The following is a 21,435-nucleotide window of genomic DNA, read 5'->3' as shown; positions in this document are numbered from 1 at the left end:
TCTTCTCCCTTCGATATCAACCGATTATGGCAAAAAGCAAGGGTCGATTTCAGTATCGTTATGTAGTATTGCGTAAACGCAGGGCGGGTTTTCCGTCGTCATCGTCGACGGTTTGTCGGCAGGCCGGGAAATTGCTGCAGCCCCAGAACCACCCTTTCTTGCCTTGCCGTCGTACCAGCGGGGAAAAACAGTGGGGGCAAGGGATGGGTTTCTGGCCGGTGCCATCGGCAGGGGCGTTATCCTCGATGGGGCGTGTACCCCTGCAGTCCGGATAGCGCGTGCAGGCATGGAAACGGCCGAACTTGCCGTCCCGCTCAACCATGGGCGCCCGGCATTTTGGGCAGTGGATCGCCTCGCCGGCCGGCGTCGTTTCCGTACCCGGACTGGCCTTTCCCTGGGGCCGGTCCATCAGGTCCCGGATTTCCTGCTTCAGGGTATCGAGGAATTTGCGCGGGTCATCCTCGCCACGGCGAATGCTCTCCAGGGTCGCTTCCCACACTGCCGTCCGGTCCGGTTTGCTGACGGATTCCGGGAGCGCCTCGATCAGGGTCTTGCCCTTGGCCGTGGCCCGGATGTGACGTCCTTCCCGGAACAGGTAGTCCCGTTTGAAGAGCGTTTCGATGATGGCCGCGCGGGTGGCTTCCGTACCCAGGCCATCGGTTTCCCTCAGTGTCTTGCGCAGCTCTGCATCGCTGACAAAGCGGGCGATGTTGGTCATCGCCGAGAGCAGCGTGGCGTCGGTGAAATGCTGCGGTGGCTGGGTTTTGCGTTCGGTAACCGTGGCCGAATCACAATGCACCGGTTCGTTCTTTTCCAGCCGTGGCAACGGTGCTTTCTGGGGTTCCTGGCGCTGTTCCCGAAGTTTCAGCTCGAGGGTCTTCCAGCCCGGTTCCAGAATCGCAGTCTCCGTGGCACGGAAACGGTGGTCTGACACCCGGACGGTCAGCCGGCCCTCACGGTGGATGGCGTCCGGTGCAAACTGCATCAGGTAGAAGCGGCTGATCAGACCGTAGATGTTTTCCTCGGCTTTGGTCAGCTTGCCATTGGGTGCAGGCCGATTGGTTGGGATGATCGCATGGTGCGCATCCACCTGTTTGTCGTTCCAGGCCGCGCTCTTGCGCTCGAGGTCAGCTTGCTCGCAGTAGCCGGCAAGGTCCGCTGCCACCCGGGAGATGGCCTGCACCACCTGCTGGCGCTGGCCAAAATGTTCTTCCGGCAGATACCGGCAGTCGGATCGCGGATAGGTGATCAGCTGGTGCCGTTCGTACAGGTTCTGGGCAGTGTCCAGGACATCCTTCGCGCCCATGCGAAACAGTCGGCCTGCCTCGATCTGCAGGGCAGAGAGTGACAGTGGCAGCGGCGGTGTTTCGGGCCGGTCCCGGAAGCGGGATTCGACGATGGTCCCCGGCCTGTCCCGCACACTGGCCGCGATCTGCTCGGCCACCGCCCGGTCCATCAGGCGGTTCTCTTCGTCCAGGTGGTCCTGGAATTGCTCGTCCGGCAGCCAGCGGGCGGTGAACGGCTTCGGGTCCGCGCCCTCCTCATGGGCCCGGAACTGGCCCTCGATGCGGAAATAGGGTTTCGGTTCGAAGTTCTCGATGGTGTTATCCCGCTCCACCACCAGGCCGAGCACCGGAGTCTGTACCCGCCCCACGGAGTACACCCCTTGTTCTCCCTGCTGCTGGTAGCTCAGGGTATAAAACCGGGTCAGGTTGATGCCATAGAGCCAGTCGGCACGCTGTCGCGCGAGGGCAGAATGGGACAGGCGTCGGAACTCGCGGTTGTCCCGGGTGCTGCGGAGGGCTTTGGCCACCGCAGATGGCGTGAGGTCGTTGATCAGCAGCCGCTGTACCGGCGCTTGGGTACCTACGTAGCGCAGCACTTCATCCACCAGAAGCTGGCCCTCGCGGTCCGGGTCGCCGGCGTGGACGATGGTGTCGGCCTGGCGAATGAGGGATTCGAGGACCGTCAGCTGCTGGCGGACGCTGTCTTTGGGGGTGACTTCCCAGCGCTCGGGAATCAGCGGGAGGTCTTCGGCACGCCACTTTTTCCAAACGGGGTTATAGCGGGCCGGTTCCGCGGGCTCCAGCAGGTGGCCGATACACCAGCTGACGGTGGCCGCATCTTCTCCCTTGCCACAGCGGATCCAGCCCTGACCTTTCTGGTGTGGGCCGGGTAGCGCGGCGGCGATAGCGCGGGCGAGGCTGGGTTTTTCGGCTATGTACAGGAACATGGTTTCGGGTGTTTGGTGATTGGCGATGGAATGTGGCGGTTTGGGGCTCTGGTGTCAAGGCTCTCGATTCGTGTAGTAGACTGTCTTCAATTCCATGACGAAAAGCAGCTGGAGCGCTTTTGATGAAAGTACAGCAAGCGATCGAGTCGAAACTGAACGATGCATTCAATGCAAGCATCCTTCAGGTTGAAAACGAGAGCCACATGCACAGTGTGCCGCCGAATTCGGAGACCCATTTCAAGGTGACCATGGTGTCGCCGGATTTTGAGGGCCAGATGAAGGTAAAGCGGCACCAGACAATCTACAAGGTGCTGGCGGACGAACTGGCCGGGCCGGTCCATGCGTTGGCGTTGCATCTTTATACGCCGGAGGAGTGGAAGGCCACCGGTCAGGCTGCGCCGGATTCACCGAACTGCATGGGCGGGTCAAAGGGTGATCCGGCAATGGCGATGAAAACCGGTCAGGGAGAAAGTTCATGAGCCAGTTTTTCCAGATTCATCCGGAAACGCCGCAGAAGCGCCTGATCAAACAGGCGGTGGAAATTCTTCACAGGGGCGGGGTGATCGTCTATCCCACGGATTCGGCCTATGCCATCGGCTGTCACCTGGGCGACAAGCAGGCGGCGGATCGAATCAAGCGGATCCGTAAGCTGGATGACAAGCACAACTTCACCCTGGTGTGCCGGGATCTTTCCGATATCGGTGTCTATGCCAAGGTGGATAACACGCAGTATCGGCTGCTGAAGAACTTTACGCCCGGACCGTATACCTTCATTCTCGATGCCACCAGTGAAGTGCCGCGCCGGTTGCTGCATCCCAAGCGCCGTTCCATCGGGGTCCGGGTGCCGGACAACGCCATTGTCCAGGAGCTTTTGGGGGAGTTGGGTGAGCCGATTATGAGCAGTACCCTGATTCTGCCGGGCGACACCGAGCCCATGACCGATCCCGAGGAGATCCGGGATGCCCTGGAGCACGACCTGGACCTGATCATTGACGGTGGCTTCTGCGGCATGGAAGCCACCACGGTGGTGAACTTCACCGGGGAAGTGCCGGAAGTGACTCGGGTGGGCAAGGGCGATCCGGAACCCTTCCGGGTCTGATTGAGTCCTTTCCGGAAGATCCGGGGCTGCGCTCAGCCCCGGTGATCGGATACGAAAGGATTGCTGGCCCGCTCCTCGCCGAAGGTGGACATGGGGCCGTGACCGGGAATGAACGAGACCCCGTCTCCGAGTGGGAACAGCTTTTCCCGGATGGATCGGACCAGGGTGTTGTAGTCGCCCTTGGGGAAATCGGTCCGGCCGATAGAGCCATGGAACAGTACATCCCCCACCAGTGCCAGCCCGGATTTCCGGTGGAAAAACACGACGTGCCCCGGGGTGTGTCCGGGGCAATGCAGTACCTCCAGGATCTGGTTTCCGACCGTCACTTCTTCGCCGTCCTCCAGCCAGCGATCAGGCGTGAACACCTCTGGCGCCGGAAAGCCGAACATCTGGGCCTGCTGGGGCAAACCCTGGATCCAGAAATGGTCTTCCTTTTGGGGGCCTTCGATGGGCAAGTTCATATCTTTCGCCAGTTCCGCCGTGCCGCCGGCATGATCAATGTGGGCGTGGGTCAGCAGGATCTTTTCCACCACCACGCCTTCCTGCTCGACTGCGGCGCGAATCCGGTCCAGGTCTCCGCCCGGGTCCACCACGGCGGCCTTGCGGGTTTCCTCGCACCAGATCAGGGAGCAGTTCTGCTGGAACGGCGTGACGGGAATAATTCTGTACTTCAGGGACATACCTTTTCTCGAACAGTCTCGGATATTGATGATGGCACTATGTTACCAGTTTCCGGGCGTAGCGCGGGCCGGGCCAAGCTGGCAATCCGCCCACACTGGAAACTTTCCATATAGACTTGGCCATCGGTTACCCTGTGCGTGACCAAAGCATTCATCCGATGGAGAAAACATGAAAGACTTGCAGACCCTGGAAATCGAAACCGGAGAAGATCCCCGTGTGGCCGTTATCTGGCTGCACGGCCTGGGCGCCAGTGGCCATGATTTCGAGCCGGTGGTTCCGGAACTTGCGTTTGCCAGGGAGCAGGCCGTGCGGTTCATCTTTCCACACGCGCCGGAGCTGCCGGTGACCGTGAATGGCGGCATGGTAATGCCCGCCTGGTACGACATCCTTGCCATGGATATCGACCGGAAAGTGGATACTCCCCAGTTGAAAGCGTCTGCCGATGCGGTTGCCCAACTGATCGAGCAGCAACTGGAAAAGGGAATCCCTGGTGAGAACATCCTGATTGGTGGTTTCTCGCAGGGTGGGGCGGTGGCCTATGAGCTGGCGCTGAGCTACCCGCAAAAGCTGGGCGGCTTGTTCGTGCTCTCCACCTATTTTGCCACGGCTGACAGCATCCGCCTGGCAGAAGCCAACCGTGAGATCCCGGTCTTTGTCGGTCATGGTAGTTATGACCCGGTGGTCCCGGAGTCATTAGGACAGGCGGCCACGGGCACTCTGGAAAAGCTGGGCTTCAAGCCGGAATACCATCGTTATCCGATGGAACACAGCCTCTGTCTTGAAGAGGTCAGGGATCTGGACCGCTTCTTCAACCGTTGCCTGGGATAACGAGTGCGCATGCTGCCAGACGGGCAGCATGCGCTTGAGGATTACTTCGTGGATGGTTGATAGGTCACCACGAAAGCACCTCTCAGGTCACCCGCGGAGAAACCGGTGGCCTGGTCGTTCGGGTACAGCTCCGCCAGTTTTGCTTTGACGCCAGGATCAATTGATTTGCCGTGGCAGCCAAGGCAGAGCTCCTGGGTAGGAATGGCGCTCATGTACTGAAAGGGTGGCTGTCCGGCGGCCTCCGAAACCTGCCAGACTTCTACAGGCTTGCCGTTCTTCATCGGCTGCTTGTCCATTGCCAGCAGCTGCAACTTCTGCCATTCCGTTGGTGCGTTATCCGGGTTCCTGACCTTCAGGCTGGTCCGGCTGATAGTCCACGCCTCATTGCTGTTGCTGGCGGCAATTTCAGGCGCGACAGTGTTGCAGACCCCGATCCCGTTGGTGAGGCCGCCTTCCTTGATGGCGGCCTGAAGGGCCTGTTTCAGGGAGCCCCCGAATGCCTTTACCTTCGAGCGGGCTTCGGAAACCAGTTCATCGGTCGTTGGTGCCGGTGACTGGGCCATAACAGGTATTGAAAGAATCGAAAGTAATGTGGCCGCCGCGATAGTTTTTTTGGCCATTGGGGCTCCTCCCTGTTGCGATTACTGGTAGGGAATAAGTATATAACATGATCGGTGGGCGGGCTTGAGCCAGGGCAGGGCTGCGACGATTTGTCATGGCTGGAGGGGGCGGGAGCAGTTACCTCAGCTCGTCACCCAGGTAATCAAGCAGCATGCGCACCTTGGGGGACAGGTATCGGTTATGCGGGTACAGCGCCCAGATACCTTCGTCCGGTTCGCGAAGATGGTCCAGCAGCGATACCAGCTTACCGGATTCGAGATAAGGCAAGACGTAGTAATCCGGCAGTTGGACGATGCCGATGCCTTTCAGTGCCGCATCAACCAGGGCACGTCCACTGTTACAGCCCATGTTGCCCTTGATCTTGATGTTGCGTTCTTTTCCATCTTCCTGAAAACGCCAATAGTCCAGGGTCCCTCGCAGACAGTTATGCTGCGCCAGCTCTGACAGCGAGTGGGGTACCCCTTGGGCTGAGAGGTAGTCGGGTGATGCGCAGACATACTGGGTTCGTGAGCCCAGTCGCTTTGCCATCATCGTTGAGTCGGTCAACTTGCCCAGGCGGATGGCCAGATCATAGCCCTCGTGAACGAGGTCCAGAGTCTGGTTGGTCAGGTATAACCTGACATCCAGGTCGGGGTATTTCGCCACGAAATTGTTGATCAGAGGGGCGACGGTACTTTCACCGTAAGTGACCGGAGCGGTTATTTTCAGTTTTCCGGCTGGCGTACTCTGCAGATTCGTGATGGCGCGCTCGGCCTCCTCCAAACCGTCCAATACCTGCCGGCAGTGTTGGTAGTAAATATTGCCCACTTCTGTCACTGACACTCGGCGGGTGGTCCGGTAGAACAGTTTGGCCGAGAGCCGGTTCTCGAGTGCACTGATCTGCCTGCTGACCTGGGCCGTTGATATCCCCAATCGTTTGCCTGCAGCCGTGAAACTCTCCGCCTCGGCAACCGCGACAAATTCACTGACGCCTTCCCAGTTGAACATTGTTTCCACCACACACCAGAGATTGAGATCGGCACGGCATAGCTTCCGATAAAACCAGATAACGCCCGCCGGGCGCCAGGCGATTGTGCCGGGCTTGATTATTACCGTATGGAAAAAGTCATTTTATATTTTACCGGATTATCATTTCTGGTGGCATGGATACCATACCTTTTTACCAAAACACGGCATGACTGCTGCGTTAATTCACTGATAAAAGGTAGGAACAGTCCTGATGACCGAGATGATCAAATCCAGAGCCGCCGTAGCCTGGGGACCGGGTCAGCCCCTGTCCATCGAAGAAGTGGACGTGATGCCGCCGAAGGCCGGAGAAGTGCTGGTCCGCATCGTGGCCACCGGCGTCTGTCATACCGACGCCTTCACGCTCTCCGGTGATGATCCCGAAGGTATTTTCCCGGCCATTCTCGGCCATGAAGGCGGCGGCATTGTCGAGCAGGTGGGTGAAGGTGTCACCAGTGTGCAGGTAGGAGATCATGTGATCCCGCTGTACACCGCCGAGTGTGGCGAGTGTAAGTTTTGTACCTCGGGCAAGACCAACCTGTGTCAGGCGGTGCGTGAAACCCAGGGCAAGGGACTGATGCCGGACGGCACTACCCGCTTCTATAAAGACGGCAAGCCCATCCACCACTACATGGGATGTTCCACCTTCTCCGAGTACACGGTGCTACCCGAGATTTCCCTGGCCAAGGTCAACAAGGACGCGCCACTGGAAGAAGTTTGTCTGTTGGGCTGTGGTGTCACTACCGGCATGGGGGCTGTAATGAACACCGCCAAGGTAGAGGAGGGCGCCACTGTGGCGATCTTCGGTCTGGGCGGTATCGGCTTGTCTGCCATCATTGGTGCGACGATGGCCAAGGCCAGCCGCATCATCGGTATCGACATCAACGAGAGCAAGTTCGCGCTCGCCCGCCAGTTGGGAGCCACCGATTGCATCAACCCGAAAGACTATGACAAACCGATTCAGGAAGTGATTGTCGAGTTGACCGACGGGGGTGTGGACTATTCCTTCGAGTGCATCGGCAACGTGGATGTCATGCGCTCGGCCCTGGAGTGCTGTCACAAGGGCTGGGGTGAGTCCGTCATCATCGGTGTTGCCGGTGCCGGCCAGGAAATCTCCACCCGCCCGTTCCAGTTGGTAACGGGTCGGGTCTGGAAAGGCTCCGCTTTTGGTGGTGTCAAAGGCCGTTCCGAGCTTCCCGGTATTGTCGAACGTTACCTGCAGGGTGAGTTCAAACTCAATGATTTCATCACCCATACCATGGGGCTGGACGAGGTCAATGAAGCGTTTGAACTGATGCACGAGGGCAAGAGCATCCGCAGCGTGATCCATTTCGACAAATAATCGCCATCACAGCCCTGCCGCTCTCCGGCACCGGGCAGGGCTGTGAGCACATCGTTTCCCGGGAATCTTCCATGAGTATCGAAAATCTGAGCTGTAATAAGAGTTTTGGCGGCTGGCACAAGCAATACAGCCACCACTCGGAGACCCTGAGCTGCAGCATGCGGTTCGCTATCTACCTGCCACCACAGACATCCAGGGGCCAGAAGGTGCCGGTGTTGTACTGGCTGTCAGGGCTGACCTGTAACGATGAAAATTTCATGCAGAAGGCTGGCGCACAGCGGGTCGCCGCGGAACTGGGTATCGCAATCGTGGCGCCGGATACCAGTCCCCGTGGTGAAGGCGTCGCTGATGATGAGGGTTATGATCTGGGGCAGGGTGCCGGTTTCTACGTGAACGCGACTCAGGCCCCCTGGAACCGTCACTATCGGATGTACGATTATGTGGTTAACGAGCTGCCACAATTGATTGAGTCGACCTTTCCGGTCAGCGATCAACGGGCTATCGCCGGGCATTCAATGGGGGGGCACGGCGCGTTGATGGTCGCCTTGCGCAACCCGGAGCAATATCGTTCAGTGTCAGCCTTCAGCCCCATCAGTAACCCGGTGAACTGCCCCTGGGGAAAAAAGGCTTTCGCCGCTTACCTCGGCAAAGATACCCAGAGCTGGCGCGCTTACGATGCCAGTGTTCTCATGCGTGAAGCGGTACAGAAGATTCCTGCTCTGGTAGACCAGGGCGAAGCAGACGGGTTTCTGGCTGAACAGCTGAGGCCAGAGATGTTGGAAACGGCCGCGCAGGTCAGCGATTACCCACTGAAGCTGCGTCGGCACGAAGGCTATGACCACAGCTACTATTTCATCGCCAATTTTATCGAAGAGCATCTGCGCTTCCATGCGGCCAACCTCAGTAAATGACCGAGGGCTGGCGATCAGGCTAGGCCGATGAAAGGAAATGAATGCGGGCGCTGAGTGGAGAATGCGACGGGTGTGCCTGTTGGTTTTCAGAAAACGCAGAAGTATTTGAACCAGGAGTTTTAGGCAAAAAAGCGCGAGTTTTGTGTCTTCAGGAATTGCCGAATCTTGCTGAAAATCTGGACGATGAATTGCGCCCGATTTGGTCTGGTTGTAATCCAGTCGATCAGCAAATACTGATTTTTTTCAGGTGATACCGAGGAGCCACAAATATGATTGTTGAAGAGACCTATACACTTTCGAACGGCGTTGAGATTCCGAAGCTTGGGCTGGGTACCTGGATGATTGAGGGGGAGAGCGCCACACAAGCCGTCAAGGATGCCATTAGCATTGGTTATCGGCACATCGACTCTGCCCAGGATTACGGAAATGAGGCCGAGGTTGCGGCCGGTATCAAGGCCAGCGGCATCAGCCGTGAAGAGATTTTTGTTACCACCAAGCTGGCAGCACAATATAAGAGCTATGAGGGCGCGGCCGCCGCAATTGACGCCTCCCTCGAGCGAATGGGGCTCGACTACATCGACCTGATGATCATCCACAGTCCCCAGCCCTGGGGAGACTTTGGCGGAAATGACCGGTTTATCGAGGGGAACCAGGGCGCGTGGCGCGCGCTCGAAGACGCTTATAAAGCCGGTAAACTCCGCGCGATTGGCCTTTCGAATTTCCAGGCACAGGACATCGACAATATTCTGAATGCCTGCACCGTACCGCCTATGGTCAATCAGATTCTGGCCCATGTGAGCAATGTGCCGACTGAGTTGATTCAGTATTCGCGTGAGAAAGGAATGCTGGTTGAGGCCTATTCGCCGGTTGGTCACGGGGAGTTGTTCAAGAATGAGGCGATCGTCAGCATGGCTGCGAAATATAATGTTTCCGTGCCGCAGCTGTGTATCCGCTATGACTTGCAGTTGGGGCTGTTGCCGCTGCCTAAAACCGCCAAGCCCGACCACATGAAAAACAATGCTGACGTCGACTTTGTTATCGATGAGCGTGACATGGAGACGCTTGGTGGTCTGGAGAAAATCAAGGATTACGGCGAAGCCAGCGAATTTCCGGTTTTCCGGCAGGACTGATGTTCTATTGAATCGACTGTAAAAATGCCCCCTTCCGAGCAGGAGGGGGCTTTGCGGTTACTCGCTTGCAGCCACAGCTGCCTCGTAGTGTTCATCGGTAACTGGTTCTTTCCAGATGACGTTCTCACCGTCTTTACTGGCGGTGACGACAAAATGCGTCATCGGCGCATCCGGGGTTGCAGCGTGCCAGTGATCGAGTTCGGGTGGGCACCAGACGGCCTCGCCCTCCTGGAACCTGATGACCTCTCCATTGCGGGTACCGGTCAATGCCGTGCCATCCGTGATGATCATGTGTTGACCAGCAGGATGCAGGTGCCAGGCGGTTCTGGCGCCGGGCGCGAAAGTGACGTAGGCACCGGAATAGTGGGCGACCTCATTGCTCGGGAAAACAATCTCCACTTGCACGTCACCGGTAAACAGATCCGGGGGGCCGGCGAAGGATTTCTGCGAATCGGCTGAGTAATGGATTTGAGAGTGAGCCTGCTCAGCCATGACGTTTGATCCGGCTGTCAGGCTGAGCGTGGCCAACAGGGCTGCTTTGAGGGGCAATTTTCTGTGCATGTTGCAGTCTCCGTAAGTGCGTTGCAGGGTCTTTAAGCGGTGTGTATTGATTAGAGCACTGGCGTTATTCCGCCTCTATCAAGATCCTGTTGGTTTATTGCCCAATACTCTCGGCCTGCGCGGACTTATCTCGATTCTGTCGAATTCTTGCCTGATTCTCCGCGCTAAACTGGAAACAGGTGAAATCGGGCGACGTAATGAGGTTGAATCAGGGTTTCCTACAGCGTGTGGAGCGAATGCACGTTCGGGGTGCAACTGTCAGAGTCGGAGGACAGAAACAAATGGGCAGCATCAGACCGTCTGAATCCTCGAAAATAGTTTCAGGAGAGGACCGAGGAGCGATCGGCCTGGCCAGTAAGATTGACCTCTTAACGGCCGGCAGCAATCGATTGGATACGGAAGTGCAGGGGCTGAGCCTTCATCGATGGGAACACCCTACCGAGCCAACCAGTTATATGCTCGCGCCAAGCATTTGCCTGATCGGACAGGGGCGCAAACAGGTGGTTGTGGGTGAAGATACGTTCGTCTATGACGCCAGCCATTTCCTGATCACGTCGATTGATCTGCCTGTCGTATCGCGGATCATTGACGCCAGCCCTGAAAGTCCATACCTGGGGCTGACAATGGAAATCGACCTCAGGACTCTCTCCCAGCTTGTGCTGGAGCATCCGGCGCCAGCGGGGCGCCCGGGAGCAAATTCGCTCGGTATCGCTGTCAGTGGTGTCACCGCGCCTTTGCTTGACGCCTTCAACCGGTTGTTGGACTTGCTCAATCATCCCGAAGACATTGCTGCTCTGGCGCCATTGATCCAGCGCGAAATCTTCTATCGTTTACTGATGGGTGACCAGGGCGCCCGGCTTCGTCAGATCGCAGCTTCGGGCCAGCACGGTTATCGCGTTGTTCGCACCATTGAGTGGTTGAAGCAGCACTACAGTGAATCTATGAAAATCGAGGATATGGCAAGCAGGGCGGGATTGAGCGTCTCTGCTTTTCATCACCACTTTCGGGCAATGACTTCCATGACGCCGCTGCAGTTTCAGAAGCGGATGCGCCTGAGTGAAGCTCGGCGACTAATGCTGACAGAACACCTGGATGCTTCGAGAGCGGCATTCCAGGTCGGTTATGAGAGCCCATCACAGTTCAGCCGCGAATACAGCCGCATGTTTGGTGCCCCTCCTATGCAGGATATACGGAAACTGGTGCAGCAATCTGCCTAGCAGATTCCTTGCAATAACGAACCCACTGACCTGTGAAATGACAGCGTAGCGTTTGGAGGGGCGATCAATGATATCTCCATCGAGCGTCTCGAAGGTCTTCCTTCTGCTTGTCTGCATCCGTTACTCGGGGATGGTTTCCGCTGACGCCAACCCGGAACCCTCAGGGAGTGAATCCATGACTGGTAAAACGCAGATCATTATGGAAATTGATGGTGAGACCGTCGAAGTCGCTCTGGAAGATTCCGCCGCTACCAGAGATTTCGTGGCGCAACTGCCTTTGACGCTGACATTCAAGGATTATCACGGTATTGAAAAGGTCAGTGACCTTCCGAACCGTCTGTCGACCGAGGGCTCACCGAAGGGGTTCGACCCGGCGGTGGGTAGCTTCACTTACTACGCGCCCTGGGGAAATCTGGCGATCTTTTACCGGGATTTCGGCTACGCCAGATCCCTCATTAATCTTGGGACAGTGACCAAGGGGCTTGAGCGGCTCACGCACACAGAAACCTTCACTGCGACCATTTCCCGAGCCGACTGACCCGGCATCAGGGCTCACTCTCCCAGAGTTCGGACATTCCAATATTACTTGAAGAGAGAAACTGTCATGAAAAGATTGACCAAAACTCTGTTTCCACTCGCGCTCTGCATGTCGGGCCCAGCGACTGCTCAGGACTCGGCTGCAAACCCCAACCTTCAATTACCATCAAGTGCGCCCACGACCGCGGAAGTCCAGTCGGTGTCGCCCGCGCTCGCCTTTTATACGCAAAACCTTGTCCTTGAGGAGGTTTGGAGCAGGCCGGGTCTGTCACCCCGAGATCGGAGCGTGGTCACCCTGGCCGCCCTGATTTCACGAAACCAGCAAATTGAAATGCCCTACCATGTTCGTTTGGCCCTGGATAACGGGGTAAAACCTTCAGAGATCTCCGAACTGGTTACCCACCTTGCCTTCTACTCGGGCTGGGGAAACGCCATGTCTGCGGTCGCGGTCACGGCTGATGTCTTTGCAAAGCGAGGGATCGAGGCTTCCCGGCTGCCTTCGGTTTCGCCAGAGCTGTTGCCGCTGGACAAGGAAGCCGAGGCCAAAAGACAGGCGTTTGTACAGGACACCTATGGTGAAGTATCACAGGGTGTTGTTGATTACACGGAAAAAACACTTTTTCTGGATCTTTGGTTAAGGCCGGGGCTCGAACCAAGAGACCGCAGCCTGGTCACAGTGAGTGCACTGATCGCTGCCGGAAAGGTTGAGCAGGTTCCTTTTCACCTGAACAAGGCGATGGACAATGGTCTGAGCAAGGAGCAGGCCTCTGAGGTACTCACGCACCTTGCGTTTTATGCGGGCTGGCCGAATGTGTTCTCGGCAATGCCGGTGGTTAAGCAGGTATTTGCCGAACGCTGAGTGACGTTGCGGGGTGGCTCTGGACGAAGGGGAGGGCTTGATTCAAATTGGCTGGAAAGGATTGTGGTACCCCCGGCAGGACTCCTTCTCTAATATAAGCTCATGAAAGTACGCGTAAAATTTTAGGAATCTAAAAAGGTACCCCCTAATATACCCCCTTTTCACATGCTTGAATCGAGACAGGGCTTGGGTACACAAAACAAAAAGTCTTCTGACACCGAACGGGGAATTAGCCCAACCAAACTTTGATTTCTATATCAATAATCCACTTGCGGATTTTCAAATTGCGGGGTTGGAGTCGCTTCCAAAAATTTGATCCACTCCATGTGATTCGGATTAGTCCCGCCTCGAAACCTCCTCTGTTCCCCCAAAACGTTACATTCTGGAAAGATGCCGATTACGGCGAATGGTGCACGCCAAAGTGAGGAGGGGGAGTTCCTCTCTTCACTTTCGACCTACCCACAGTGCCAGGATAAAGCTCATTCATCATACCAACCAGCTACTGCCTTAAGCGCGCAGCCGCTCCGAACCACCCAAATTGTTGACGTGTATGCGGCGTATTCCTCCGGTCGCACAACAGAGCTTCAAAGCCCCGATTCCATGAGCTTCTTAGACTCTTAGGGGCAGATTGGGGCCGAAAAAGTCCGGAAATCAATCGGTTAGTGGCTGAAAAGCGGGCTCCGCGCGACTGACAAAGTCAATCCGTCAACTTTTTTCTCGAGAATTCTTGACATGGATCAGTTCCGATGCGAATCTTACCAAAACAAACAGACTGTACGGTCTGTAAGTTTATAAAGATAAAAACAGAGGTCAGTGCGAGATGAGCACTAAAGATGCACATGTAATTATCGTCGGCGCTGGGCAAGCAGGTGCAGCCTCAGCAATGCAGCTAAGAGCAGATGGCTTTAAGGGAGCTATCACCCTTATAGGGGAAGAGCGTCACTTGCCATACGAGCGGCCACAGTTATCGAAAGAGCTGCTCCTTCAAGACAACTACGATCTTAAGTCGATCCATACTTACGCTGAATTTGAGCAGTCAGACATTACTCTGATTCTTGGGCGCAAGGTCATTGATGTCCGGTCGGACCAACAAACTGTTGTCCTGAACAGCGGGCAGAGCCTGCAGTATGACTTTTTGATCATTGCCTCTGGCGTGCGTCCGAGAGCTCTGCCGAATATCCAGGGCGAGAACATCATTTACTTACGCACGTTTGAAGAAGCCCAGAAGATCAAATCCTTCATCCATGATCGAGAAAAGCTAGTAATTATCGGTGGTGGCGTAATCGGGCTTGAGGTAGCAGCCGCTGCGTTAGTCAAGGAGTGTGATGTAACAGTCATCGAAGCTTCAGATCGGTTGATGGCCAGAAGCCTCACCCATCGAACATCAAATTTTCTGCAAGAAATTCATTCTGAAAAAGGGATTAAATTCAAGCTTGGTGTCGTTGTGGAACGAGTCGACGATCAAGGTGAATTAATTCTGTCGGACGGTACAACACTAATGGCTGACAAGGTTTTGGTCGCTGTAGGTGTTATTCCAAACAGTGAGCCATTTTTAGCTTTGGGGATCACTGATGAATTCGGAATTCGAGTTGATCGTTATGGTCGTACTTTGATTCCCAATATCTTTGCCACTGGTGATATCGCCTCTCAGCCTCAATACAGCTCTTTCGGGAGAGTCGAAACGTGGGCTAATGCACAACAACATGCTGTTACCGTTGCAAGAAACATCATTGGAAAAGAAGAACCATACGACAAATTAACCTGGTTTTGGTCGGACCAAGGTGATTTGAATCTACAAGTCGTCGGGACATGTGCTTCGGATCATAAAGTTGCTCGATTGTCCTCAGAGTCTCAGAAATTTTCCGAATTCGCATTGGATAAAGATTCGAAGCTCGTCGGGTGTATTTCTTTCAATAGTCCTAAAGATATAGCTTTTGCGCGCAAATGGATCCAAAAGGGTTCAAAGCTTGACGCCAATCTTCTGGCGGATTCTTCCGTCAATATTAAACAGTGTGAGATTAGATAAATTATTGAGGTTAAAGTCATGAAAGATCAAAAAGAATACGTAAAAATCGACCGAGATAGAAATACGTTCCATGTATCCAGGTCGGCTTTTGTAGAAAGCGATGTTTTCGATCAGGAATATGAAAAAGTATTCGATAAGTGTTGGCTCTATCTTGGACACGAGTCTGAAGTGAAGAAAAAAGGCGACTTCGTTACAAGGACGGTCGCAAAGAGAAACATCATTCTGACGCGCGATACTAAAGGAAATCTGAATGCGCTACTGAATACCTGTCCTCATCGTGGCGCTACCGTTTGCCGGGAATCTTCGGGCAATAGTAAAAACTTCCAATGCTTCTATCATGGTTGGGTTTTTGGTTGTGATGGAAAATTGAAAAATCAACCTGGTAAAGAGAGTTACGACACAGAATTTAATGATGATGGTAGTAGTGACCTTGCATCAGTTCCGCGTTTCGATGTCTACGCTGGATTTTGTTTTATTAGTTTTGACCCGGACATTATTCCATTGCCTGAGTATCTTGCGGGTGCGAGGGAGTATTTAGACCTAATTGCGAGCCACTCTGAATCAGGCATGGGTGTCGTTGATGGTTCCCAAGAGTATGCAATCCGGGCGAACTGGAAACTTCTCGTCGAAAATAGCATCGATGGTTATCACGCAGTAACAACTCACGCAAGTTACCTTGATTACCTGATGAATACTAACGGCGGTCTAACGGACGTTGCCCTCGAAGGTAAGAGCCATGATTTGGGCAATGGCCATGCGGTTCTTGAATATTCAGCTCCGTGGGGACGCCCAATTGCTCAATGGGTTCCTCTGTTTGGAGAAGAAGGGAAAAAAGAAATGCAGGAGATCTATGGCCGGCTGGTCGAGCTCCATGGTGAGGATATTGCACATCGAATCGCCAATAAAAATAGAAACCTTTTGATTTTTCCCAACCTCGTCATTAACGACATCATGGCTGTGACTGTTCGTACTTTTTATCCTTCGGAACCCGGCTATATGGTAGTCAATGGATGGGCGTTGGCGCCCAATCAGGAAACCGAGTGGGCTAGGAAATATCGTTTATATAACTTCCTTGAATTTCTTGGTCCTGGTGGATTTGCTACCCCTGATGATGTTGAAGCACTTGAGTCCTGCCAAACGGGGTATCGAAATTTTAAGTTGGTGGAATGGAATGATATTTCAAAGGGAATGGGATTGGAATCACCTTCCTATGACGATGAGCTTCAGATGAGGGTTTTCTGGAGTCAGTGGAATAACTACATGAAAGCTGAGTCCTAAATTATTTCTTCGCTTTTAAGATTGTGTGAGGCGTTTATGTCAAAAGAATTCAATAGAAACGAAATCGAAGATTTGTTGTTCCTTGAGGCAGACTTGCTGGATGATTGGAAGCTAAAGGAGTGGCTAGACCTGTATACGAAGGACGCATCTTACTACGTTCCATCCACTGATTTGCCGAAAGACGCAAAAGCAGACGACTCCCTTTTCTACATTGCTGATGACAGGCTGAGAATGGAGGAGCGAGTGACTCGGCTGATGAAGAAAACGGCTCACTCAGAGTATCCGAGATCCAAAACCCGTCATTTAGTGAGCAATGTAAGGATCCGAAGTATTGATACGGATAATGACGAAGCTGAAGTTTCCGCAGCAGTTGTAACATTTAGGACAAAAGGCGGAAATACTGATCCGTACATTGGAAGTAACTATTACCGTATATGTCGAGAAAATGGGGTTTTGAAAATACGGGAAAAACTTTGCCGCTTGGATCTGGACGGCCTTAGGCCTCATGGTCGTGTAAGTATCATTCTTTAGGATGCGGAGTTCTCTGTATGTCTGTTCCATTTCGATATAAAAAGCTAGCTTATGCTGCGGTGAACGTCACGGACGTAAAACGATCCGTAGAATTTTATAAAAATATTGTTGGCCTCGACCTCGTAGATGAATTTGAAGAGGTTGCATTCTTTAGGTGTAGTAAAGATCATCACAATATTGTTTTGTGCCAATCGCAGGAACCAGGGCTTAAGAGAGTTGCATTTGAAGTTGAGAGAGACTCTGATCTTGAGTCCGCCTTTGAATACTTTGATCAATCGAACATGTCACCCGAATGGGTAGAGGAAAAGGAGCGAAAGTTTTATAAGCAAGGTAAAACCTTCAGGGTAAAGGAGCCCGTCAGTGGTTTAACAGTTGAGCTTTTTAGCAGCATTACACAAATGGCGACTGAGTTTGTCCCTACAGTGGCGAAGATCGCTCGCCTCGGGCACGTTGTCATTGGAAGTAAGAACTTTGATTCAGCTTGTGAGTCATTTGTCGAGAATTTCGGGTTTCGAATTTCGGATTTCATAGAAGACCGAATCTGCTTTATGCGGTGTTTTCCAAATCCATTCCATCACACATTTGCGGTTGGCCCCTCTAGCAAGAATCGTCTTCACCACATCAACTTTATGGTGACGGATATTGATGATGTTGGTAAGGCCCTTTATCGACTCAAAAAGAATGACGTCAAGATAGTTTACGGCCCGGGACGGCATCCTCCTTCTAACAGTGTGTTCATTTATTTTCTTGATCCCGATGGCACGACACTCGAATACAGCTTCGGGATGGAAGAATTTCCAGAGGTCGATGCTAGGGAGCCTCGTATGCTTGAGGCAGTTCCTGAGTCATTGGATACCTGGGGGGCAGTGCCTGACCCGCTATTTGGTGTGGGTGGCCCAATCGAGGAGGCGCTATGAGGGCGCATTCTTGGTCGAAAGGTTGTCTTCAGGGACAAGTGGCCGTTGTTACCGGAGCCGCCCAAGGGATTGGGCGAACAATATCGGAGCAGCTAGCTTACACAGGCGTCAATCTGATGCTGGCCGACCTCTCTGAAGAGAAACTTGACAAGTTAAGTGGGGAGTTAACATCGGAATATGGCATTAACTGTGCCCATTTCGTTGGGGATCTCTCTAATGAGTCAACGGTGAAAGAGCTTGGGAATCGCGCAAGAGCGGAACTGGGGCCCGTGGATATATTGGTTAACTGTGCTGGTGGGGGTGTGATTCTTCCTTTCCTTGAGCACACAGCCGAGACGTTGAAGCAGACGGTAGACCGTAACCTGTGGACCGTGATTTGGTGCACCAGGGAATTTATTCCCGACATGCGGGACCGTAAATACGGTCGCGTCATCAACCTTGGAGCTGATTCTGTTCGCAATGGATTGCCCGACCACGCTGGATATAACGCGGCCAAAGGCGGTGTTCACGGACTGACAACTGGATTAGCAAGGGAGTTTGCACAATATGGCGTAACGGTAAATACCGTTGCTCCCTGTGCGGTTGCAACGCCCCAGCTAGCCCATTTTCTGGAGTCACAGCCAGAGTTGGCTCAAAAATTTATCGATGTAATTCCCTTGGGTCGAGCGGGTGAGTTGGATGAGATCGCTTCAGCAGTGACTTATCTCGCGCTGCCAGATGCATCTTTTATCACTGGTCAAGTTCTGAGTGTAAACGGTGGGAGCACAATGCTATGAATCAGCAGATAATAGCTACCAATAATACTAACAAGTGGGTTCCGATTTGTTCTGTCTCCGAGGTAGAGCCCGGAGACGTTATGCAGGCCGAGCTACCGGATGGTCATAAACTTGCTGTCTATAACCTCGACGGTGATATTTATGTGACCGATGACAGATGCACGCATGGTGAGGCATCGCTCTCGGAAGACGGCATGGTCGAGGGTGAGGAAATAGAATGCACCTGGCACTTTGGTAGATTTGACATTCGAACAGGTAAGGCCTGTGGAATGCCCTGCACGGTACCCCTTAAAACATGGAATGTTGAGGTTCAGGGTGACCAGATTTTTGTAGAGGATGATCGGTCATGAGTCTACCTGCAGGGCGCCAACCACTTGCGGTTTTGCAGCAGCGTGTTCGTCTTGTTTCGAGGGCGCTTGCCCGCCATGGGCTGGTTGGGGCTTGGGGCCACTGTAGTGCCCGAATAGATGAGAACCTTTTTTTGGTCTGTGCGGCAAAACCCATGGGGCAGATTGGCTCACATGACGATGGGGTCATTGTGAATGTCAATCAACCTTTGCCCAAAGGCGTTCTCGGTGAGGTCAGAATTCACCAAAGAATTTATGCCCGGCGTCAAGATGTGGGCGGGATATGTCGGGTTATGCCTCCCGTTACGATGGCCTTATCCACGTTAAGGCGCGTTCCTAAGCCTCGTCATGGGGTTGGGGCTTTCATTGCCGATTGTCAGTTTTGGGATGATCCACGTCTCCTTCGTGATGATTCCTTGGCAGACGAGTTGGCAATGGAGATAGCTAATGAAGATGCGTTGGTTATGCGTGGAAACGGCGCGGTGACTGTTGGTGGAAGTATTGAAGAGGCCATGTGTAAAGCCTGGTGTCTTGAGGACGCAGCTAGGATTGAGCGATATGTCAGTGACCTTTCTGATGATTTAAGCCAATCGCTGCTTTCAAAGGATGAAGTGTTGGCTCGCCAGGTATCGTCGGGGAGAGTGTTTGAAAGACTCTGGGAATACCTGACTGCAGATGATCCGGAGCCCCTGGATGAAAGCCTGGCGTTTCCGTCTGAGAGTGAGGTCTGGGCATGAAGGCGGGGGTGAATAACGTTGGATTGTCGTGGCTACGCAGAACCTACGTATTGGTTGATGCTAAGATTCGCATCGCGGTCGGTGCTTTGCTAACTACACTGACCGAGGTGAAAGGTGACGTTACCGAGTCCTTATATATTAGAGAGTGGGATGCGAATGAGCACGACCAGCACAAATTCAAACGCTTCGAAGACCAAGCAACCTTCGCCACGACGCACCCAGGAGCAGCGGCGCAAGGCTACGCGCAAACAAATTTTAGCGGCGGCCATTTCTCTTTTGCAGGAGAAAGGGTATGCCGGCTTCCGGATAAACGAAGTCGCGGAGAAAGCGCAGGTCTCCCGGGGGGCGCAGACGCATCATTTTCCGACCAAAGAAAGCCTTTTGTTAGCTGCTTTGGAGCAGGTTTATTCAGATTCGCGAGAAGATACATTCAAGCTAATAAATTCGCTTGGACCGGAGAGCGATCTCATTGCAGCGTTGTTTCAGGATGGCGAGAATTTCTTTCTTGGTCCCTATTTTTCTATGGCACTAAGCTTACTAAATGTGGGAGAGGGCAACGCGTCTCTTGGTCAACAAGTTCAGGAATTATCCAGGGAAAACCGAAGGCCCTTGGAGATAGAGTGGGTCAAAGTTTTTGTGGAGAGAGGGATAGATCAGAGCTTGGCGGAAAATATTGTTTCTTCAGCCTATTGTTTGTTTCGTGGCTTGGCTGTTCGACAGCTCTTGCACGTAGATCCACAGCACGTAAAACAGCAAGCAGAGTTCTGGGGAAATCTACTCCGAAAAGAACTCAAACAGAAAGCGTAAAGTTTCAATCTTGGGGCGCCTCTAGAAAACGGGGCGCTTACATTACTCCCCTTTTAAGATGAACCAGCCTGGGCTTGTTGAAGCTCGGGGCATACCGTCGTGCGTCGAATTTAGGAGATTTTTATATGAGCTTATGGCTAGACATGTTGGGCACTGAGATTCGTTTTGTTTCAACTCCCAGTTTCGGTGATATTCGAATTGCAGAGGCTGGCAAGGAAAATAAAGAGGTTATTCTTTTTCAGCATGGGATAAACGGTCACCTCGAAGCATATGCAAAAAATATCATCGCTTTGTCAGAGGACTTTCATGTCATAGCTTTTGATTATGTTGGTCACGGTTTGTCCACCAAGAAAGAAATGGAATATTCGCCAATCGTTTTGGCAGATCAGCTGAAGGAATTGATGGACACCTTGGGCATCGAAAAGGCGCATTTGTCAGGGGAGTCTTTAGGAGGCTGGACTTCAGCCCACTTTGCAGCAAAGTATCCGGATCGTGTTGATCGTTTAATGCTCAATACTGCAGCAGGTTTACCAATTGCGACAGAAAAAGGAAGAAATGATCTTGAAAAACTTATAGAGCTAAACAAAAGAAATATAAATAGTGTTCCAAATTATGAGTCTGTTGAAGCTCGAATGCATTGGCTGATGCATGAAAGTAACCATCATTTGATCAATGAGGAACTGGTTAACCTAAGGCTCGGAATTTATCTAAAACCAGAAACAGTTAAGGTCGCACCGCTAATCACAAAAATCATTGAAAAGCATGATGATTTTTTGATTCCGCTGGATCTAATAAAGTGCCAAACACTTTTTCTCTGGACTGAAGACAACCCTATTCATGATATTGAAACCGCGCGTTCTGCCTCAGAAAAGATTCAGGGAAGCCACGTTTATTTGATGAAGTCAAAGTCTGCTCATTGGCCGCAGTATGAAGCGCCAGAAGAGTTCAATGAGGTAACAACGAATTTCTTCAAGTTTGGAAAAGTAGAGTAA

Annotated in this window: 24 protein-coding genes; 19 read left to right on the top strand and 5 right to left on the bottom strand. The window is 53.1% G+C overall.

Annotation, left to right across the window (positions count from 1 at the left end; genetic code table 11):
- Window positions 1–58: 58 nt before the first annotated feature.
- Window positions 59–2,233 carry a DNA topoisomerase III gene (locus MD273_RS17430; RefSeq protein ID WP_239039069.1) on the bottom strand — a complete coding sequence of 725 codons (2,175 nt, stop codon included), beginning with the start codon at window positions 2,231–2,233 and terminating at the stop codon, window positions 59–61.
- Between the two features lie 122 nt (window positions 2,234–2,355).
- Between MD273_RS17430 and MD273_RS17425 the strand changes: the two genes are divergently transcribed.
- On the top strand, window positions 2,356–2,712 hold the full coding sequence (locus tag MD273_RS17425; RefSeq protein WP_239039068.1) for a BolA family protein: 357 nt from the start codon (window positions 2,356–2,358) through the stop codon (window positions 2,710–2,712).
- Complete coding sequence (locus MD273_RS17420) at window positions 2,709–3,332, top strand: L-threonylcarbamoyladenylate synthase (protein ID WP_239039067.1); 624 nt, start codon at window positions 2,709–2,711, stop codon at window positions 3,330–3,332. The genes MD273_RS17425 and MD273_RS17420 overlap by 4 nt, the downstream gene beginning before the upstream one ends.
- A gap of 32 nt (window positions 3,333–3,364) precedes the next feature.
- Here the strand turns inward: MD273_RS17420 and MD273_RS17415 are convergent, their stop codons facing one another.
- A complete protein-coding gene (locus MD273_RS17415) occupies window positions 3,365–4,012 on the bottom strand; it encodes an MBL fold metallo-hydrolase (RefSeq protein WP_285229177.1) in 648 nt (215 codons plus the stop codon).
- A gap of 169 nt (window positions 4,013–4,181) precedes the next feature.
- On the opposite strand from MD273_RS17415, the gene MD273_RS17410 reads away from it, so the two are divergent.
- On the top strand, window positions 4,182–4,841 hold the full coding sequence (locus tag MD273_RS17410) for an alpha/beta hydrolase (protein WP_239039066.1): 660 nt from the start codon (window positions 4,182–4,184) through the stop codon (window positions 4,839–4,841).
- Window positions 4,842–4,882: 41 nt separating this feature from the next.
- Here the strand turns inward: MD273_RS17410 and MD273_RS17405 are convergent, their stop codons facing one another.
- Complete coding sequence (locus tag MD273_RS17405) at window positions 4,883–5,461, bottom strand: Tll0287-like domain-containing protein (RefSeq protein ID WP_239039065.1); 579 nt, start codon at window positions 5,459–5,461, stop codon at window positions 4,883–4,885.
- Window positions 5,462–5,579: 118 nt separating this feature from the next.
- On the bottom strand, window positions 5,580–6,449 hold the full coding sequence (locus MD273_RS17400) for a LysR family transcriptional regulator (RefSeq protein ID WP_239039064.1): 870 nt from the start codon (window positions 6,447–6,449) through the stop codon (window positions 5,580–5,582).
- A gap of 241 nt (window positions 6,450–6,690) precedes the next feature.
- On the opposite strand from MD273_RS17400, the gene MD273_RS17395 reads away from it, so the two are divergent.
- From MD273_RS17395 to MD273_RS17380, 4 genes are all read left to right on the top strand, one after another.
- A complete protein-coding gene (locus tag MD273_RS17395) occupies window positions 6,691–7,809 on the top strand; it encodes an S-(hydroxymethyl)glutathione dehydrogenase/class III alcohol dehydrogenase (protein WP_239039111.1) in 1,119 nt (372 codons plus the stop codon).
- 71 nt (window positions 7,810–7,880) lie between these two features.
- Window positions 7,881–8,720: an S-formylglutathione hydrolase gene (fghA, locus tag MD273_RS17390; RefSeq protein WP_251068349.1), complete on the top strand. Its 840-nt coding sequence runs from the start codon at window positions 7,881–7,883 to the stop codon at window positions 8,718–8,720.
- Between the two features lie 41 nt (window positions 8,721–8,761).
- Window positions 8,762–8,971, top strand: a complete 210-nt coding sequence (locus tag MD273_RS17385) for a hypothetical protein (RefSeq protein ID WP_239039063.1) — start codon at window positions 8,762–8,764, stop codon at window positions 8,969–8,971.
- Between the two features lie 18 nt (window positions 8,972–8,989).
- Window positions 8,990–9,850 (top strand): aldo/keto reductase, encoded by an 861-nt coding sequence (locus MD273_RS17380; RefSeq protein ID WP_239039062.1) that lies wholly within the window; start codon window positions 8,990–8,992, stop codon window positions 9,848–9,850.
- A gap of 57 nt (window positions 9,851–9,907) precedes the next feature.
- Here the strand turns inward: MD273_RS17380 and MD273_RS17375 are convergent, their stop codons facing one another.
- Entirely contained in the window at window positions 9,908–10,411 is a 504-nt protein-coding gene (locus MD273_RS17375) for a (R)-mandelonitrile lyase (protein ID WP_239039061.1), read from the bottom strand.
- A 281-nt stretch (window positions 10,412–10,692) separates the two neighbouring features.
- Here MD273_RS17375 and MD273_RS17370 point away from each other — a divergent pair, with 281 nt between their 5' ends.
- The 12 genes from MD273_RS17370 to MD273_RS17315 all read left to right on the top strand — a co-directional run bounded on the left by MD273_RS17370 (window position 10,693) and on the right by MD273_RS17315 (window position 21,435).
- Entirely contained in the window at window positions 10,693–11,628 is a 936-nt protein-coding gene (locus MD273_RS17370; RefSeq protein WP_239039060.1) for an AraC family transcriptional regulator, read from the top strand.
- A 175-nt stretch (window positions 11,629–11,803) separates the two neighbouring features.
- The gene (locus MD273_RS17365; RefSeq protein ID WP_239039059.1) at window positions 11,804–12,166 is read left to right on the top strand and encodes a cyclophilin-like fold protein; all 363 of its coding nucleotides are present in this window, start codon (window positions 11,804–11,806) and stop codon (window positions 12,164–12,166) included.
- Window positions 12,167–12,232: 66 nt separating this feature from the next.
- On the top strand, window positions 12,233–13,024 hold the full coding sequence (locus MD273_RS17360; protein ID WP_239039058.1) for a carboxymuconolactone decarboxylase family protein: 792 nt from the start codon (window positions 12,233–12,235) through the stop codon (window positions 13,022–13,024).
- Between the two features lie 820 nt (window positions 13,025–13,844).
- The gene (locus tag MD273_RS17355) at window positions 13,845–15,050 is read left to right on the top strand and encodes an NAD(P)/FAD-dependent oxidoreductase (protein WP_239039057.1); all 1,206 of its coding nucleotides are present in this window, start codon (window positions 13,845–13,847) and stop codon (window positions 15,048–15,050) included.
- An 18-nt stretch (window positions 15,051–15,068) separates the two neighbouring features.
- A complete protein-coding gene (locus MD273_RS17350; protein ID WP_239039056.1) occupies window positions 15,069–16,328 on the top strand; it encodes an aromatic ring-hydroxylating oxygenase subunit alpha in 1,260 nt (419 codons plus the stop codon).
- Between the two features lie 36 nt (window positions 16,329–16,364).
- Window positions 16,365–16,859, top strand: a complete 495-nt coding sequence (locus MD273_RS17345; protein ID WP_239039055.1) for an aromatic-ring-hydroxylating dioxygenase subunit beta — start codon at window positions 16,365–16,367, stop codon at window positions 16,857–16,859.
- A 17-nt stretch (window positions 16,860–16,876) separates the two neighbouring features.
- The gene (locus MD273_RS17340) at window positions 16,877–17,776 is read left to right on the top strand and encodes a VOC family protein (protein ID WP_239039054.1); all 900 of its coding nucleotides are present in this window, start codon (window positions 16,877–16,879) and stop codon (window positions 17,774–17,776) included.
- Window positions 17,773–18,552, top strand: a complete 780-nt coding sequence (locus MD273_RS17335) for an SDR family NAD(P)-dependent oxidoreductase (RefSeq protein ID WP_239039053.1) — start codon at window positions 17,773–17,775, stop codon at window positions 18,550–18,552. Before MD273_RS17340 ends, MD273_RS17335 begins: the two co-directional genes overlap by 4 nt.
- The gene (locus MD273_RS17330; RefSeq protein WP_239039052.1) at window positions 18,549–18,902 is read left to right on the top strand and encodes a non-heme iron oxygenase ferredoxin subunit; all 354 of its coding nucleotides are present in this window, start codon (window positions 18,549–18,551) and stop codon (window positions 18,900–18,902) included. The genes MD273_RS17335 and MD273_RS17330 overlap by 4 nt, the downstream gene beginning before the upstream one ends.
- The gene (locus MD273_RS17325; RefSeq protein WP_239039051.1) at window positions 18,899–19,636 is read left to right on the top strand and encodes a class II aldolase/adducin family protein; all 738 of its coding nucleotides are present in this window, start codon (window positions 18,899–18,901) and stop codon (window positions 19,634–19,636) included. Before MD273_RS17330 ends, MD273_RS17325 begins: the two co-directional genes overlap by 4 nt.
- Before the next feature lie 156 nt (window positions 19,637–19,792).
- A complete protein-coding gene (locus MD273_RS17320) occupies window positions 19,793–20,443 on the top strand; it encodes a TetR/AcrR family transcriptional regulator (protein WP_239039050.1) in 651 nt (216 codons plus the stop codon).
- A 125-nt stretch (window positions 20,444–20,568) separates the two neighbouring features.
- Complete coding sequence (locus MD273_RS17315) at window positions 20,569–21,435, top strand: alpha/beta fold hydrolase (RefSeq protein ID WP_239039049.1); 867 nt, start codon at window positions 20,569–20,571, stop codon at window positions 21,433–21,435.

The sequence above is a fragment of the Marinobacter sp. C7 genome, assembly GCF_022343555.1.
Lineage (GTDB): Bacteria > Pseudomonadota > Gammaproteobacteria > Pseudomonadales > Oleiphilaceae > Marinobacter.
This window is presented reverse-complemented; position numbering and strand designations above follow the sequence as displayed.

What these genes read in the sequence shown, in the direction of transcription:
- MD273_RS17335 (WP_239039053.1), top strand. Translation starts at nt 17,773, where the DNA reads ATGAGGGCGCATTCTTGGTCGAAAGGTTGTCTTCAGGGACAAGTGGCC.
- MD273_RS17325 (WP_239039051.1), top strand. Translation starts at nt 18,899, where the DNA reads ATGAGTCTACCTGCAGGGCGCCAACCACTTGCGGTTTTGCAGCAGCGT.
- MD273_RS17430 (WP_239039069.1), bottom strand. Translation starts at nt 2,233, where the DNA reads ATGTTCCTGTACATAGCCGAAAAACCCAGCCTCGCCCGCGCTATCGCC.
- MD273_RS17415 (WP_285229177.1), bottom strand. Translation starts at nt 4,012, where the DNA reads ATGTCCCTGAAGTACAGAATTATTCCCGTCACGCCGTTCCAGCAGAAC.
- MD273_RS17410 (WP_239039066.1), top strand. Translation starts at nt 4,182, where the DNA reads ATGAAAGACTTGCAGACCCTGGAAATCGAAACCGGAGAAGATCCCCGT.
- MD273_RS17340 (WP_239039054.1), top strand. Translation starts at nt 16,877, where the DNA reads ATGTCTGTTCCATTTCGATATAAAAAGCTAGCTTATGCTGCGGTGAAC.
- fghA (WP_251068349.1), top strand. Translation starts at nt 7,881, where the DNA reads ATGAGTATCGAAAATCTGAGCTGTAATAAGAGTTTTGGCGGCTGGCAC.
- MD273_RS17420 (WP_239039067.1), top strand. Translation starts at nt 2,709, where the DNA reads ATGAGCCAGTTTTTCCAGATTCATCCGGAAACGCCGCAGAAGCGCCTG.
- MD273_RS17400 (WP_239039064.1), bottom strand. Translation starts at nt 6,449, where the DNA reads ATGTTCAACTGGGAAGGCGTCAGTGAATTTGTCGCGGTTGCCGAGGCG.
- MD273_RS17355 (WP_239039057.1), top strand. Translation starts at nt 13,845, where the DNA reads ATGAGCACTAAAGATGCACATGTAATTATCGTCGGCGCTGGGCAAGCA.
- MD273_RS17345 (WP_239039055.1), top strand. Translation starts at nt 16,365, where the DNA reads ATGTCAAAAGAATTCAATAGAAACGAAATCGAAGATTTGTTGTTCCTT.
- MD273_RS17365 (WP_239039059.1), top strand. Translation starts at nt 11,804, where the DNA reads ATGACTGGTAAAACGCAGATCATTATGGAAATTGATGGTGAGACCGTC.
- MD273_RS17375 (WP_239039061.1), bottom strand. Translation starts at nt 10,411, where the DNA reads ATGCACAGAAAATTGCCCCTCAAAGCAGCCCTGTTGGCCACGCTCAGC.
- MD273_RS17320 (WP_239039050.1), top strand. Translation starts at nt 19,793, where the DNA reads ATGAGCACGACCAGCACAAATTCAAACGCTTCGAAGACCAAGCAACCT.
- MD273_RS17350 (WP_239039056.1), top strand. Translation starts at nt 15,069, where the DNA reads ATGAAAGATCAAAAAGAATACGTAAAAATCGACCGAGATAGAAATACG.
- MD273_RS17360 (WP_239039058.1), top strand. Translation starts at nt 12,233, where the DNA reads ATGAAAAGATTGACCAAAACTCTGTTTCCACTCGCGCTCTGCATGTCG.
- MD273_RS17315 (WP_239039049.1), top strand. Translation starts at nt 20,569, where the DNA reads ATGAGCTTATGGCTAGACATGTTGGGCACTGAGATTCGTTTTGTTTCA.
- MD273_RS17330 (WP_239039052.1), top strand. Translation starts at nt 18,549, where the DNA reads ATGAATCAGCAGATAATAGCTACCAATAATACTAACAAGTGGGTTCCG.
- MD273_RS17385 (WP_239039063.1), top strand. Translation starts at nt 8,762, where the DNA reads ATGCGGGCGCTGAGTGGAGAATGCGACGGGTGTGCCTGTTGGTTTTCA.
- MD273_RS17395 (WP_239039111.1), top strand. Translation starts at nt 6,691, where the DNA reads ATGATCAAATCCAGAGCCGCCGTAGCCTGGGGACCGGGTCAGCCCCTG.
- MD273_RS17425 (WP_239039068.1), top strand. Translation starts at nt 2,356, where the DNA reads ATGAAAGTACAGCAAGCGATCGAGTCGAAACTGAACGATGCATTCAAT.
- MD273_RS17380 (WP_239039062.1), top strand. Translation starts at nt 8,990, where the DNA reads ATGATTGTTGAAGAGACCTATACACTTTCGAACGGCGTTGAGATTCCG.
- MD273_RS17370 (WP_239039060.1), top strand. Translation starts at nt 10,693, where the DNA reads ATGGGCAGCATCAGACCGTCTGAATCCTCGAAAATAGTTTCAGGAGAG.
- MD273_RS17405 (WP_239039065.1), bottom strand. Translation starts at nt 5,461, where the DNA reads ATGGCCAAAAAAACTATCGCGGCGGCCACATTACTTTCGATTCTTTCA.